Source organism: Alcanivorax profundi (assembly GCF_003597125.1).
In the GTDB taxonomy this organism is placed as follows: domain Bacteria; phylum Pseudomonadota; class Gammaproteobacteria; order Pseudomonadales; family Alcanivoracaceae; genus Alcanivorax; species Alcanivorax profundi.
In genome coordinates, this window is sequence record NZ_QYYA01000003.1 from 218,139 (window position 1) to 230,782 (window position 12,644).

Genomic DNA, 12,644 nt, shown 5'->3' on the forward strand with positions numbered 1-12,644 from the left:
AGCTGCGCTCGTCCCCCCCTATTACCGGCTGGCTGCCGCTAATCTTCCCAAATCACCACTTTAGCGAGACGGGAACATTTTGTTGGTGTTTGGGTGAATTTTCGTACGATAATCGTGGGTCATAATACTGAGACATAGTGCACATTTTGCACATCAAGAAGAATAACGACGGATCTGTTATGACTCACGGAATACTCTGCCTGGCTCGCCGCTACAGGGTTCTGTTACTTGTCTGGCTCATCATCCATGTGGCGGCATGCGGTGGCGGTGGCTCCTCAGGCGGCTCGGGTTCTGGCTCCGGGTCTACGCCTCCCGGCGACCCGCAACCCTCGGAACCGACCCTGGATGAATGGCTTAGAGCGGCCATTGTTGAACAAGGCCTTACTGGGGATCCGGCTACGCCGCGTCAGCTAACCCAGGTGACACCTGACCAGGATTCTCTGGTCAAACTGGGCCAGCTACTGTTTTTCTCCCACACCCTGTCCGGCGACCTGTCGGTATCCTGTGCAACGTGTCATCAGCCTGATTTGGGTGGGGGAGACGCTCTCTCGATCGGCATTGGGGTTGCTCCCACCGATCCGGCCACGGTTGGCCCCGCCCGCCGGCTTAACGTCAGCAAGGATCTCGATCCTGCAGCAGACGGTATGCCAAATATGCACCGCAACAGCCAGACCGTTTTCAACAGTGCGCTGTTTGACCGCAGCATGACATTTGATGGGCGTGTATTTGTTCTGGAATCGCAGACCATTCCCGGAGGACGAGGTCAATCCATCAGGACTCCTGAAAGCGGTAATTTGACGGACGGCTCGGAGGCGGATGGTTTACTGGAAGTCTTCTCGAAGTTCCCGCTTACCAACCACAACGAAATGCGCGGTTACCTTTTTAGTGCCTTGTCCCAGGAGGGATACCGTGAGCATCTTGTTGCCCGATTACGTGGAGAGGTAGATGTCTCTCTCCTGTCGGCGCAGGCCGGTGATAACTGGCTTCAGTTGTTCATAAGCGCGTTTGATGCACCTTCTGCCAATGCAGCGGACATTATTACCCTTGCCAATCTGCAGCGTGCTCTTGCGGCCTACATGAAATCCATGATCTTCATTGAATCTCCATGGAAGCGCTATGTTGAGGGTAATGAAGCGGCGATTTCTGTCACTGCCAAACAGGGGGCTAGATTGTTCTTTGCTTCATCGCAAGAGGGCGGATTGGGCTGTGTTTCCTGTCACAGCGGCGATTTCTTCACCAATGAGAAATTTTATAACGTTGGCTTTCCTCAAATAGGCCGGGGCTTCATGCGGGCAGAGAGAGATGATATTGGCCGCTGGAACAGCACTCGCAGGGAAGAAGACCGTTACGCATTCCGGGTTCCCAGTCTGTTGAATATCGGGGTCAGTATGCCCTACGGGCATGCTGGTACCTTTGATTCTCTTGACGAGTTGTTGCGCTATCACGCCAATCCCAGATCCGGGCTGGCCAATTATGACTTTTCTCTCCAGCAGCTCTCACAGTTTGTGGGTCTGCCTGGATATGATTATGCCCTTGGGCACAGCCAATCAGTGCAAAGTGCCTCGAGCTTCTCGATTGGGGAAGCTTTGCTCCCCGGTCGGGACCTGTCCCAGCAAGAAGTGACTCGACTGTCGTCATTTTTACAGACATTGACAGATGATTGCGTAAAGAACCCTGTGTGCAGGAGCCAGTGGACCCCGGATATGGCTGAGGATCCTGACGGGAATCTGTTAGTGGTCAATGTGAATCCGACGGTGACCGACGAAGGCCCCACTGATCCTGATCCCAACGAGGGTGACCCTCCTACGGATCCATCCGATTACCCTAAAACCGTCGCGTTGGAGTTTACCTCCTCTGCAAGGGCCACTTTTGCGGAGCTTGGGGATTGCGATGCGACGCCTTCTCTGCTGTCGCTCAATACCGGAATTCCTTCGTTCGTGTCTTCGGGTTTGCTTGCCGGGCTTTACTGGGCGCCGGGTGTGCCCAAACATCCCCACGGTTATGCAGCGCAAACCTGGGATCTGGAGAATCTGCTGACTCTCGAGCCTACCATGATTGCGGGAGGGGTCAGTGCGGCTTACCTTGATGATGATTGCTGGCTTGATCTGGCTTATTCCGGTGGCGATTTGTCAGGGATGGTCTTTTACCGAAACAGGGGGCAGCAATTGGGTTTTGATGCCCAGGATATGCTTGATGAGGACCCGGGTGGGCAGTTCACAGGTATCGCTTTCGCTGATCTCAATGGGGACTACCGGCGGGAGATGCTGTTCGGAAATCTCAAGCAGAAAAATTTGCCGATATATTCCAGCAATGACAGCGGCAGTTATTATCAGGTAGCGGCACTGTCCCTGAGTCGCCATACCTATGGAATGTCGTTTGCTGATACTAACCATGATGGCTACCCCGAGCTGTTTCTTGCCCACTGGTTACCGGGAAATGTACTCACTGCTCCTGTGTTCTGGAGAAATAATGCCGGGGTTGAAATCGAGCACTTTGATCAGGAATCCGGGTTGTATGATGGTGCAATCTCCCAGGCATGGAATTTCTCACCACAATTTGCCGATGTAGATAGTGATGGCGAGACTGATCTGTTGCTGGCTTCGGATTTTGGTACCAGTGTGGTTATGCAAGGTGAAGCCGGAGGCACGTTTACCAATATCACTGATCGCAATACGATCTCTGACGAAAATGGTATGGGTTCAGCGCTTGGCGATTATGACAATGACGGTGATCTGGACTGGTTTGTGACGTCTATTTTCGATCCGAACGGTGAGGCTGAGGCCAATTGGGGTGTCACCGGAAACCGTCTATACCGTAATGAAAGCAGCCCTGCCGGCATTGCCTTTGCCAATGTGACAGAAAACGCCGGCATCGCTGATGGTAGTTGGGGGTGGGGTGCCTGTTTTGCGGACTTCAATAATGATGGGTTCCTGGATATTTTCCATGTTAACGGCTTCGGGAGCATCCCTGCGGATGCCGTGACCTCGGAGAAAGCACAGGACCTCAGGACGCGTTATCAGGAAATAGCCCAGGAATATTTCGGCGCGCTTCCCCGCCTCTTCATCAATCAGGGCGACGGCACCTTTGTGGATCAAGCCCCACAGTGGGGCTTGCTACTGCCCAGTGATGGCCGAGGCATCACCTGCTTCGATTATGATCGGGATGGCGATATCGATGTGGCACTTCTGGACCATTCCAAGGGATTGCAATTCTTCAGTAATCAGACCGGTCACGGTATCAGTAAACGGTTCCTGTCCGTTCGGCTGGTTGGAGAGGCCCCCAATACTGAAGCCCTCGGAGCCAAAGTGCAGGTGTCGGCGAATGTCGGTGGTGAGTTCGGTATGCAAACCCAGACCCGTTTCGCCATGGCCAATACCAACTTCAATGGCCAGAATCCGCCAGATATGCATTTTGGCATGGGCTCGGCCATGAGTGCGGACCTGACTGTCAGCTGGCCCAGTGGTGAGCGCTGGGCGTGTGATGATATGAACACCAACCGCTTTTGGATCTTCGACCAGCGTAGCCGGCCGGCAAGCTGCACGGTTGTGCCTTAAAGCAGCTGCGAGCTACGAGCTTCCAGCTTCGAGTAAAAGATAAGCCCAATGCTTTTCACTCGTAGTTGGCAGCTCGCAGCTCGACCCTGTTCTTCAATCCAACACCATGATTGCCTGTCCCGCATTGATTTGCTGGCCCTCCTGGCGTGCAATGGCCACAACCTTTCCGGAAGCGGGGGCGTAGATTTCGATTTCCATCTTCATGGATTCCAGTACGGCCACCACGTCGCCTTCGTTCACGGTGTCGCCCTCGGCCACATTCAGCTTCCAGATATTCCCCGCGGTGGGGGATTCCACCGGGGTGCCTTCCACTTCGTCAGTGCCATTGTCTGCATCGAGATCCTGTTCAGACTGGAAGTTGATCTGGCCGCTTTCCACCCAGCGCTGCAGCTCTTCGTCAAAGGCCTGGTTGCGTGCATCGGTAAAGCTGGCAATGTCCTGCTGGTTGTCATCCAGAAATTGCTGGTAGGCACTCAGGCTGAAGGTGGTCTCTTCCACCTTGATCGGGTATTCGCCTTTGGGGAAGTCCCGACGAATCTGGTTGAGTTCGTCGTGGCTGACTTCGTAAAAACGAATTTGATCGAAGAAGCGCAGTAACCAGGGTTGTTCGAAGGCCTCGGTCTTCCGGTAGCGATTCCACATCTGCAGGGTACGTCCGACGAACTGGTACCCCCCTGGGCCTTCCATGCCGTAGACACACAGGTAGGCTCCGCCGATACCCACCGAGTTTTCAGCGGTCCAGGTACGGGCGGGGTTGTACTTGGTGGTGACCAGACGATGGCGCGGGTCATAGGGCGTGGCGACCGGGGCGCCCAGATAGACGTCACCGAGCCCCATCACCACATAGCGGGCACTGAACAGGATCTCTTTGACATCGGCAATGCTGTCGAGCCCGTTGATACGACGAATAAATTCCAGATTGGAGGGGCACCAGGGGGCATCCTTGCGCACTGACTGCATGTACTTTTCGATGGCCTGATGGCAGGCCTCGTCATCCCAGCTCAGAGGGATATGCACGATACGCGAGGGCACTTCCAGATCGTCCTGCTTTTCCAGTTCCCGTTCGGCCTGGGCAAGGAGCGCGAGAAGTTGTTGTCGTGGCAGGCTGAGCGGGTCGAAATGAATCTGCAGGGAGCGGATGCCGGGTGTGAGTTCTATCACCCCGTCCAGTTGCTGTTCTTCCAGCCACAACATCAATGCATGGGCGCGGAAGCGAAGACGCAGGTCCAGGACCAGCGGCCCGTATTCCACCAGCAGATAACGGTCACCGGCGGCCCGGTAGACGACCTCTACCCCGACGTCACTTTCGCTCAGGGATGCCAGTACCGGTGTGGTAATGGTGCTGCCTGTCGTGGCATGGATCGGTGCCGTCAGGTCGGTAATGCAAGCAGTTTGCTCCGCGGCCAAGGCGTCTGCGTCTTCGAGAGTAATGGCCTCAAACCGCAGGGTGTCGCCGGCTTTTAATTGTCCCAGTTTCCAGCGATCAGCCAGCACCACGGTAGCAGGGCAAACAAAGCCACCCAAGGATGGCCCGTCCGGTCCAAGGATGACCGGCATGTCGCCGGTGAAGTCCACGGTGCCGACGGCGTAGGCATTGTCGTGGATGTTGGAGGGGTGCATACCCGCTTCACCGCCATCACTGCGTGCCCACTGAGGCTTGGGGCCAACCAGTCGAATGCCGGTCCGGCTGGAATTGTAATGCACCTGCCAGTCGGTGGAGAAAAACATGGCCATGTCGTCGTCGGTGAAAAAATCCGGCGCGCCGTGGGGGCCGTAGATGACTCGCAACGTCCAGTGTTTGCCCAGGCCCGGCTTGAGCGTTTCAGGGACGCTCAGCACAGGGGTTTCGCCGGTATCGGCAGCGTAGTGCAATACATCGCCGGTGCGCAGGGCACGGCCGCCATGGCCGCCGAACTGCCCGAGGGTAAAGGTGCTGCGGGAGCCCAGATAGGGCGTGCATTGAATGCCGCCTGCAAGACTCAGATAGGCACGTGCGCCTTCACCGCGAACCTTGCCCAGTTTCAACACCTGGCCAGGGTGCACGGTAATGGCCTGATAGCAGGCAACGGCGTCTCCATCCAGAGTGGCCTGCATGTCCGCGCCGGTGAGGGCGATGCGGGTGGCCTGGTTGAACCTGAGTGTCGGGCCGTTAAGGGTGAACTCAAGGCCGGCAGCCTCTTCGTCATTGCCCAGCAGGCGGTTGCCGAGACGGAAGCTGAGGCTGTCAAACGGCCCTGATGGGGGGACGCCCACTGGCCAGTAGCCGCTGCGACCAGGGTAGTCTTGCACGGTGGTAAGTGTGCCGCCTGCCAGCACATCCAGAGTATGGGGCTGATAGAGATAGTCGTTCAGGTACCGCGTGGTCATGCGACCGTCTGCAAACACCGGTTCTGCCAGAATGGTGCGCACATACTCACGGTTGGTTTCGATGCCTTCCAGCGTGATGGCATCCAGTGTTTTGCTCAGTGCGGCGAGCGCGGCCTCGCGGTTGTCCTCGTGGACGATGACCTTGGCCAGCATGGGATCGAACAGCGGCGAAACCGTCAATCCGGCTTCAATCCAGTGGTCAATGCGGCACTGTTTGCCATCTGTGTCGGGGAACGTAACGGCAGTAAGCAATCCCGCGCTGGGCTGAAAATCCTTGTTGGGGTCTTCGGCATAAACCCTAGCCTGGATGGCATGGCCCTGAGGCTGGAACGGACCGAGGCTGTCCAGTGCCGGCAGGTCGCCTGCGGCGAGCTTGACCATCCACTCCACCAGATCTACGCCGAAGATTTGTTCGGTCACACCGTGTTCTACCTGCAGGCGAGTGTTCACCTCCAGGAAATAAAAGGCATTGGTGTCCTGATCGAGAATGAATTCCACGGTGCCCGCGTTGCGGTACTTAACGGCTTCCATGAGGGCGCGGGCCGTGTTTTGAAGATCATTGCGCACTGGGTCGGGCAAATTGGGGGCGGGGGTTTCTTCCAGAACTTTCTGGTGGCGGCGCTGGGCGGAACAGTCACGCTCGCCCAGTGTTACGGCCTTGCCGTTGCCGTCGCCAAACACCTGCACTTCAATGTGGCGGGCGCGGGCGATGTATTTCTCGATAAAAACGCCGTCGTTGGAGAAGTTGTTGGCGCTGAGACGGCGCACGGTATCCCAGGCCTTGTTCAGGCTTTCGGCGCTGTCACATACCTGCATCCCGATGCCGCCACCGCCGGCGGTGCTTTTCAGCATGACCGGATACCCGATCTCTTCGGCAGCGTTGAGGGCGGCCTCTTTGTCGGTCAGCAGACCGGTGCCGGGCAGGAGTGGAACGCCGGTTTTTTTTGCCAGGGCGCGGGCGGTGTGTTTGAGGCCGAAGGTATTCATCTGCTCTGGCGTGGGCCCGATAAAGGCAATGCCTCGTGCTTCACACCCTTTGACAAAATCCGGGTTCTCACTGAGAAAACCGTAGCCGGGGTGGACGGCATCAATGCCATGTTTTTCCATCAGGGCAAACAGTTTGTCCTGATTGAGATAGGTGTCGCGGGCACTGCCGTCACCCAGACAGTAGGCTTCGTCAGCCTGGCTCACATGCAGGGAATCACGGTCAGCTTCAGCGAATACGGCAATGGCTTTCACGCCCAGGGTGCGTAGTGTGCGCGTTACCCGGGTGGCGATGGCTCCGCGGTTAGCAATCAGAACAGTCTTGAACATGGCATCGTCTCTTCGACAGGTAACGGGTCGTCCCGTTATTGAATCCTTTGGCCGCTGAGGTCGTCCCCAGGGAATACCGCGCCAGGGTTAATCCCAAATCAGTACTTCAATCGGGGTCGGGTTGTAGCCGTTACAGGGATTGTTCAGCTGTGGGCAGTTGGAAATCAGCATCACGGTATCCATGCAGGCGGTCAGTTCCACGTATTTTCCCGGTGCTGAAATGCCGTCGGCGAAGGTCAACCCGCCTTCTGCAGTGACCGGCACATTCATGAAGAAATTGATGTTGTGAGTGATGTCCTGTTTGGCCAGATGGAATTCCGGGTGGGCGTTGATTGCCAACATCCAGCTATCCCGGCAGGCATGCATGCAACGCTTTTCCAGATCGTAGCGGACCGTGTTGCTTTCGGTGGCACAGGCGCCGCCAAGGGTGTCATGTCGACCGCAGGTATCGGCTACGATTTCCAGTAATGGGTTCATGCGGTTGGTCATCAGCACGGTGCCCGCCGTCAGGTACACATTGCCCTGTTCGCGAAGGGTGTCCATGGCGCTGTAGCGCTCGGCCGGGTCTGCGGCACTGTAGAACAGCGTATCGGCAGCCTGGTTTCCCTCAAGGTCCAGCAGTCGGACGGTTTGCCCTGCTTTCACGGTGCGAATGAAATAATCACCAGCCGCAACGGTTTCGCGAAAGCTGGCCTGTTCCGGTTGTCGTGAACTTTCTTTGATCATGTTTCGTTCCTTGTCAGGTGCCGCGAATTACAAACCGAGGTGATACAGGCGGTTGTTTTCGAAGGCTCTGCCATTTTCCGGGCGGAAATTTTTGCAGTAGTCATCGTCGCTGACTGGATCGGCTTTCAGCATGTCGATCTGCACCGGCTTCATGGGATAGTCTGTTGCCGGGTTGAGCGGGTGTGGGCAGGTGTGCAGGATCACCAGCGTATCCATTTCAAACCGCAGGGTGACGCTGGCTCCGGGGCTGGCTGCTTCAGGATCAAACTGCAAACTGCCGTCATCGGCGGCGGCCACTTTTGAAAAAAGATTCAAATTGGCTGCCATGTCGCGCTCGGTCAGGCCGTACTTGGCCAGCTCGGTGAGGAAGCTGTGTTCACCGCTCAGGGTCCATTGATTGTGATGGTCCTGGTAGGAGCGCACCGGGTACTTCTGCTGTAAGGTTTTTTCGCTGAGGGTACCGCAGACGGTTTCATGCCAACCGAAATCATCCTCAACAATAGAAGCGAACACCCGACCCATATCGGAATACAGGCAGTTGCCCCGTGTCAGTTTGAAAGTGTGTTGGCCCTTGAGGGTATCCGGTGCGTTGTAGCGTTCCAGCAGGGCTTCCGGGTTGTACATCAGTACGGCCAGATTGGCGCCGCCTTGCAGATCGGTGAAGCGCAGCTGCATGCCGCGACGCACCCGCAGCGACCAGTGGGCGCTGCCGGGCAGGGTGGTGGTGTAAAGGCTGTCGCTCATGATGAATTCCTTGGCCTTTCAGAGGGTGTCGTTAAGCACGCGACTGGTGCGGGTCACGCGCTGGTTGATGCTGGTCAGGGTGCCGTTCTCACAATCGCCTACCGGCAGGTCATAAGTCACACGGGCGCCATAGGCCCCGGGGGCTTGCGGATCCAGCCGGGGTTTGTCGAAGACCCACAGGCGGGTGCCCAGATAAAACCCTTCGGTGATGTCATGGGTGATCATGAATACCGTGAGGCGCTGGGATTTCCACAGGGACAGCACCAGCTTGTGCATGTCGGCACGAATACCCGGATCCAGTGCGCCAAAAGGTTCGTCCAGCAGCAGGATGCGTGGACGCTTGATCAGTGCCTGGGCCAGCGCCAGACGTTGCTGCATGCCCCCGGACAATTCATGAGGGTACTTGTCGGCAGCCGGGCCGAGTCCCACGGACTCGAGCATCTCCAGGGCATCCTTGCGTAGCTGTTTGCGTTTTTTCCCTACGCTGATACCGAACCAGCGACTGCTTTCCAGCTCGCCTCCCAGCATCACGTTTTCCACTGCGGTGAGATGGTTGAGCACGGAGTAACGCTGGAACACGATGCCCCGGCTGGCGTCAGGTTCGGCCGGGAGAGGCTGGCCATCCAACAGCAGTTCGCCGCGGGTGGCGTCTTCGGTGCCGAGCAAGAGTTTCAGGAAGGTGGTCTTGCCACAGCCGGAGGCGCCGACAATGGTGACAAACTCGCCCTCCTCGACAGAGGCGTTAAGACGTTCCAGAACTACCTGATCGCCGTATTCCTTCCACAGGTTTTTCATTTCGATAATCGCCATGGGTATCGCTCCTTAGTGCCCTTTCTGGTGGAACCAGGGGTAGCGCCATTGCGAATAGCGGCTGAGTAAAAAGTCGATGACAAACGCCAGAAAAGTGATCCACACCACGTAAGGCAAGATCACATCCATGGCCAGATACCGGCGAACCAGAAAAATCCGATAGCCAAGCCCTTCCGTCGCGGCGATGGCTTCTGCGGCAATCAGGAACAGCCATGCCGGGCCCAGTGACAGGCGCACCGCACTGATCAGTCGCGGCATCAGTTGTGGCCACACCAGTCGGGTGATGATCTGCCAGGTATTGGCGCCCAGCGTTTGCATCTTGATGATTTGTTCGGCGGGAATTTCCCGTGCTCGCTGTTGCAGGTCCCGGATCATGAAGGGGGTAATCCCGATAATGATCAGCATGACCTTGGCCAGTTCGCCCAGACCGAAAATAATGAACAACACCGGCAGGATCGCCATGGGTGGGACCAGCGAGAGGCCGGTTACCAGTGGCGAAAAGGTGGAACGCACCAGTGGAATAGTGCCATTGCCAATACCGACCACCACCGCTACCAGGGCACTAATGGCAACACCGATGCCGAGCCGTTGCAGGCTGGCTAGCGTATCGGCCCAAAGCAGATATTCACCACTGCGTTTGCTGGGTTCGAATGCCATGCGGTCGATGGCCTGAACAAAACTGTCCAGTGCGGGCAGCAGCTTGTCGTTGGGGTTCTCCGCCAGGCGTGCATCAGACGCCACCATGTAGGCGATCATCAGCAGCAGGAATGGCAGCAGCCCCAACGCCCAGCTCAAGGCGTTGCCGGGTCGGCGGTTGATCAGTTTCTTCATGATGAATCCCGGTGTGGTTTAACAGCCAGTTAGACGTCAGACGCCCGGCTTCAGACGTCTGACGCTTTTCTCTTACAGCGTTCCGTCGGCCGCCATGGCCATGTAGTCCGGGATGAAACGCAGCTGGATGTTGCTGTCGCTACCGAATACCCCGGCCGGGGTTTCGATGCCCACAAAACCCGCATCCGGTGCGCCTTCGCCGAGCAGGCCGTGCTCAAACGAGAACTCCGCGACTTTCTGCATGGTGTCTTTCAGCTCAGCACTGTTGACGAAGGCAACGGCCTCGCTGGGCTGATAGAACATGCGGGTGGAGGCCAGTTGCGCCTCATAGCCGGCCAGGTCGGTGCCAGAGGCTTTGGCCATGAAGGTACGGGCGGCCTTGCCTGCCTCGTTGTCGGCGGACATGGTGGCCATGATTTCGTACCAGGCACCGGTCAGTGCCTTGCCGAAGTCCGGGTTGGCGTTGAGGGTGTCGGTGTTGACTACCATCAGGTCGATGATTTCACCGGGAATCTCCGACGAGTCGAACACCTTGTGACTGTCAGGCATGGCCGTGATTTCGCTGAGCAGCGGGTTCCAGGTAGCGACCGCTGTGACATCGTCCGTGGTGAAGGCAGAAACCATATCGGCGTCTGAGGTGTTCACCACCGTCAGGTCTTTCTCGCTCAGGCCAACCGTATCGAGGGCACGGGCCAGCAGGTAATGGGAAACGGACAGCTCTACCAGGTTCACGTTCTGGCCCTTGATATCGGCCAGCTCGTCGGTGCCTTTCAGTACCACACCGTCGTTGCCGTTGGAGAAGTCCCCCACGATCAGGGCGGTGGAATCCACGCCGCCGGCAGCCGGAATGGTGAGGGCGTCCATGTTGGTCATGGCGCAGCCGTCATAGGCTCCGGCGGTGTACTGGTTGATGGATTCCACGTAGTCATTGATCTGCACCACGTCGATCTCGATGTCGTACTTGTCAGCCCATTTGTCGACGATTTTCTGCTGGGCACCGAAGTCCCAGGGCATCCAGCCCACATAGATGGACCAGCAAATGCTGAAGGAGTCTTTGGCCACGGCACTGGCCGGGGTCAGGACGGCAAACAGGGAAAGTGCTGCGGCGGCAGCGGTGTTGCGTACGGAACGGGTCATGTCAGACCTCCTTGGCTACGGACGGAGAGGAATCCAATGACACTGCTGTCATCGTGCTCTCCCGGGCTTTTGTCCCGCCGTGTAACCTTCTGCCAAGTCAGTCTGTGAAGGTCGCCAGCTCTCGGACCAAGCATCACCCTGAAGCAGGTGACCGGAACCCTAGCTGTCTATTGGTGCAAATTGTATTGAGTGCGTGATGGCAGCGTGGCCATTCGATTCCTCGACGGAATGTGGTGCAAGTGGGGTGCCAACCTTTTCATTGCCAAGGAATTCAGCGGGTTAGCTGTTGGGGCCTGGTGGGGTGGGCAGGTTTGAGGGGAAGGTGCGATTTAAAATGGGGCATTCGGGTTGGGAATGCCCCGTGTTGGTGCTTTATTCCGGGGTGGCGGCAAGGAAGTCCATCAGGGCCTCCCAGCTGGCCTGGTCGGCATGGGCGTCATAGCCCACCGGCATGTCAAAGCGTTCTGCTACTGCGTCGGCACCGGGGTTGGTAAAGCTGTGCTTCACGCCGGGAAAACTGAGCAGTTGCAGGTCGACGCCAGCGGCGGTCATCTCAGAGACAAAACCACTGACCTGCTCGGCAGGCACCATGGGATCGGCCTGACCGGTGGCCACCAGCACCCGGGCTTTGACCTCGCCGGCCTTGGCGGGCTGTTCTGTGCCGAGGCTGCCGTGGAAACTGGCGACACCCGCCAGGTCTGTGCCCCTGCGCGCCTGATGCAGAACCACCCCTCCGCCAAAACAGTAGCCAATGGCATACAGCCGTGCCGGATCGACCTGCTGTTGTTTAAGCATCAGGGTGCGGGCGGCCTGGAAACGTTGGTTCATCTTTTCAGGGTCCGCCATGGCGGCTTCCATGAAGGCCTTGGCGTCTTTAGGGTGGGTGGCCACCTTGCCGGTGCCATACATGTCGATCGCCAACGCAGCATAGCCCTGTTTGGCGAGCATGCGGGCACGGGCACGGGCGTAGTCGTTCAGCCCCCACCATTCGTGGATAACGATCACGCCTGCGGAGGGGTTTTTCTGTTTGTCGTTCAGGTACATCACCCCTGTGCCCAGATTGTCGGGGAGAGTGATTTGCGTTTCGATGATGTCCGCCTGCACGGTTTGCCCCAAGACCAATAGCACGAACCACAGCCCTAGCCGTTTCATTGCCTGTCC

Annotated in this window: 8 protein-coding genes and 1 riboswitch; of the genes, 1 reads left to right on the forward strand and 7 read right to left on the reverse strand. The window is 57.5% G+C overall.

The genetic code is table 11. The features are described from left to right. The first annotated feature begins 179 nt into the window (after window positions 1-179). The gene (locus D4A39_RS10980; protein WP_119918110.1) at window positions 180-3,554 is read left to right on the forward strand and encodes an FG-GAP-like repeat-containing protein; all 3,375 of its coding nucleotides are present in this window, start codon (window positions 180-182) and stop codon (window positions 3,552-3,554) included. 93 nt (window positions 3,555-3,647) lie between these two features. Here D4A39_RS10980 and uca read toward each other — a convergent pair whose 3' ends face one another. The 7 genes from uca to D4A39_RS11015 all read right to left on the reverse strand — a co-directional run bounded on the left by uca (window position 3,648) and on the right by D4A39_RS11015 (window position 12,635). Continuing rightward, window positions 3,648-7,235 carry an urea carboxylase gene (gene uca, locus D4A39_RS10985; protein WP_119918111.1) on the reverse strand — a complete coding sequence of 1,196 codons (3,588 nt, stop codon included), beginning with the start codon at window positions 7,233-7,235 and terminating at the stop codon, window positions 3,648-3,650. Window positions 7,236-7,322: 87 nt separating this feature from the next. Beyond that, window positions 7,323-7,961 carry an urea amidolyase associated protein UAAP2 gene (locus tag D4A39_RS10990; RefSeq protein WP_022986906.1) on the reverse strand — a complete coding sequence of 213 codons (639 nt, stop codon included), beginning with the start codon at window positions 7,959-7,961 and terminating at the stop codon, window positions 7,323-7,325. Window positions 7,962-7,988: 27 nt separating this feature from the next. After that, entirely contained in the window at window positions 7,989-8,705 is a 717-nt protein-coding gene (locus D4A39_RS10995) for an urea amidolyase associated protein UAAP1 (protein WP_022986907.1), read from the reverse strand. Between the two features lie 18 nt (window positions 8,706-8,723). Continuing rightward, entirely contained in the window at window positions 8,724-9,515 is a 792-nt protein-coding gene (locus D4A39_RS11000) for an ABC transporter ATP-binding protein (protein ID WP_119918112.1), read from the reverse strand. Between the two features lie 12 nt (window positions 9,516-9,527). After that, window positions 9,528-10,346, reverse strand: coding sequence for an ABC transporter permease (locus D4A39_RS11005; protein ID WP_022986909.1), 819 nt, complete (start codon window positions 10,344-10,346; stop codon window positions 9,528-9,530). Window positions 10,347-10,418: 72 nt separating this feature from the next. Next, window positions 10,419-11,483 (reverse strand): putative urea ABC transporter substrate-binding protein, encoded by a 1,065-nt coding sequence (locus D4A39_RS11010; RefSeq protein ID WP_119918113.1) that lies wholly within the window; start codon window positions 11,481-11,483, stop codon window positions 10,419-10,421. Window positions 11,484-11,539: 56 nt separating this feature from the next. After that, window positions 11,540-11,657: riboswitch (guanidine-I (ykkC/yxkD leader) on the reverse strand. A gap of 198 nt (window positions 11,658-11,855) precedes the next feature. Further along, window positions 11,856-12,635 carry a dienelactone hydrolase family protein gene (locus tag D4A39_RS11015; protein ID WP_102790812.1) on the reverse strand — a complete coding sequence of 260 codons (780 nt, stop codon included), beginning with the start codon at window positions 12,633-12,635 and terminating at the stop codon, window positions 11,856-11,858. Window positions 12,636-12,644 lie beyond the last annotated feature (9 nt).

What these genes read in the sequence shown, in the direction of transcription:
- D4A39_RS10980 (WP_119918110.1), top strand. Translation starts at nt 180, where the DNA reads ATGACTCACGGAATACTCTGCCTGGCTCGCCGCTACAGGGTTCTGTTA.
- uca (WP_119918111.1), bottom strand. Translation starts at nt 7,235, where the DNA reads ATGTTCAAGACTGTTCTGATTGCTAACCGCGGAGCCATCGCCACCCGG.
- D4A39_RS10990 (WP_022986906.1), bottom strand. Translation starts at nt 7,961, where the DNA reads ATGATCAAAGAAAGTTCACGACAACCGGAACAGGCCAGCTTTCGCGAA.
- D4A39_RS10995 (WP_022986907.1), bottom strand. Translation starts at nt 8,705, where the DNA reads ATGAGCGACAGCCTTTACACCACCACCCTGCCCGGCAGCGCCCACTGG.
- D4A39_RS11000 (WP_119918112.1), bottom strand. Translation starts at nt 9,515, where the DNA reads ATGGCGATTATCGAAATGAAAAACCTGTGGAAGGAATACGGCGATCAG.
- D4A39_RS11005 (WP_022986909.1), bottom strand. Translation starts at nt 10,346, where the DNA reads ATGAAGAAACTGATCAACCGCCGACCCGGCAACGCCTTGAGCTGGGCG.
- D4A39_RS11010 (WP_119918113.1), bottom strand. Translation starts at nt 11,483, where the DNA reads ATGACCCGTTCCGTACGCAACACCGCTGCCGCCGCAGCACTTTCCCTG.
- D4A39_RS11015 (WP_102790812.1), bottom strand. Translation starts at nt 12,635, where the DNA reads ATGAAACGGCTAGGGCTGTGGTTCGTGCTATTGGTCTTGGGGCAAACC.